Source organism: Neisseria sp. P0021.S006, assembly GCF_051956895.1.
Window position 1 is genome coordinate 1 of the sequence record NZ_JBQCWZ010000215.1, and the last position, 1,895, is coordinate 1,895.

2 protein-coding genes are annotated in these 1,895 nt (G+C 46.4%); both read left to right on the top strand.

The features are described from left to right. Positions 1-505, top strand: a 505-nt coding sequence (locus ACTHUM_RS12685; RefSeq protein WP_440403022.1) for a nucleotidyltransferase domain-containing protein, incomplete at its 5' end; no start/stop codon positions are given. 14 nt (positions 506-519) lie between these two features. Continuing rightward, entirely contained in the window at positions 520-1,581 is a 1,062-nt protein-coding gene (locus ACTHUM_RS12690; RefSeq protein ID WP_107768720.1) for a DNA polymerase beta superfamily protein, read from the top strand. Positions 1,582-1,895: the final 314 nt, after the last annotated feature.

The window sequence follows — 1,895 nt, forward strand, 5'->3', positions numbered from 1 at the left end:
GAGAAAAAGCAATGCCGTATTGCTGGAATGGTTGCGTTCGCCGATTGTTTATACACAAGATGAGGCATTCACAGACCATCTGAACGAACTTGCGCCCCAATACGTCCAAGCCGCCGCGTTGTTGCACCATTATCGCGGTATCGCCGGCAATGCTTTGAAAGCAATGGATTTGACGCAGCCGATTAAATTGAAGAAATGGTTTTACGTCTTGCGCCCTTTATTGGCGGCACGCTGGGCAGTGAAACAAGGCGGTATTCCGCCAATGACTTTGGTTGAGTTGATGAATGAGTGGCAGACAGATTGTGCTACCCAAATTACTGATCTGGTTGCATTAAAAGCGGAGCAGAACGAAAGTTATCTGCACACATTATCTCCAGAGCTGCAAAAGCTGACTGTTGACCTATATAACGAAGTTTCTGCCTTGTCCGCCACTGCTGCCGAACCTGCCGATAGCGGGCCTTTGAACGAATTGTTCCGCTCGACCTTGGCAACCATTTATCCGTAAAAGGCCGTCTGAATATGCTGACCCTCGAAGACTTGTACACGCAAAACCTGATTCTGCTTGAAGCCGTGTCCGGCAGCCGCGCCTACGGTTTGGCAACGCCCGAGTCCGATACCGACATCAAAGGCGTGTTTTACCTGCCCAAATCCATGTTTTACGGCATGGAATACATCCCACAAATCAGCAATGAGACCAACGATATTGTGTATTACGAACTGGGACGGTTTATTGAATTGCTGCTGCAAAGCAATCCGAACACGCTGGAGCTGCTGGCTTCCCCTTCCGACTGTGTGCGATACCGTTCGCCATTGATGGATGCGTTCAAAACCGAATGGTTTATCTCTAAAACCTGCCAGCAAAGTTTTGCAGGCTATGCCTACGGACAAATCAAAAAAGCACGGGGATTGAATAAAAAAATCAGCAATCCGATGCCGTCTGAAAAGAAAAGCATCCTTGATTTCTGCCACATCATAGAAGGCAGGCAAACCGTACCGTTACAGTACTGGCTTGCACAACGCGGAATGGAACAAAGGCGTGTAGGCTTAATCAAAATAGCCCACGCCCGAGAACTTTATGCGCTGTTTTACGATGCCGACGGCACACTTGGCTACCACAGTATTGCACCCAAACCCGAAGCCACAACGCTTTCACTCAGCTCCATTCCCGAAGGCGAAACACCGCTTGCCCATCTATCCTTCAACCAAGACGGATACAGCAGCTACTGCCGCGAATATGCCTCTTATCAACAATGGCTGGCAGAACGCAACGAAACACGCTATCAAGGCACGCAGGCGCACGGCCAAGGTTACGATGCAAAAAATATGATGCACACCTTCCGCCTGCTTGAAACCGCGCGCGATATTGCCCTTTATGGCGAGATCCGGCCACGCCGTCCCAATCGTGACGAATTGCTGGCCATCAAGCGCGGTTCTTTTCCTTACAATGAACTGTTGGCACGTGCAGAAACATTGATTAACGAAGTAGAAAATTTGTTCGCCCAGTCCGATCTACCGGCAGCTGTAAACAGCAGTTTGGCAATCAATTCCCTTGTTGAAATCCGAACCAAGATTTACGGATAAGAGAATCAAAAACAGAGGCCGTCTGAAATTATGTGTTTCCTCTTTTCAGACGGCCTTTTCATATTTCAAATTCCAACCGTCTGTCCATCAAAACAACCTTTTCTGCCATCTCCAAACAAGCAATAACAACATGAAATATAATTTCGTTATTGATCGGATTCATACGACAAAATTGTTGTTTTTTCATCATAATCTAAAAATATCGAGTTTAACGCCTATTCTCCTTGCTTTATAATGGCCGTCCAAAATAAAAATACAATTAAAGCAAAAGCATGTCTTTGCAACTTAAGCAGATTTGCATAATTGAATATATG

Excerpts from the sequence above, each read along its gene's own strand:
- ACTHUM_RS12690 (WP_107768720.1), top strand. The coding sequence starts at position 520 with ATGCTGACCCTCGAAGACTTGTACACGCAAAACCTGATTCTGCTTGAA.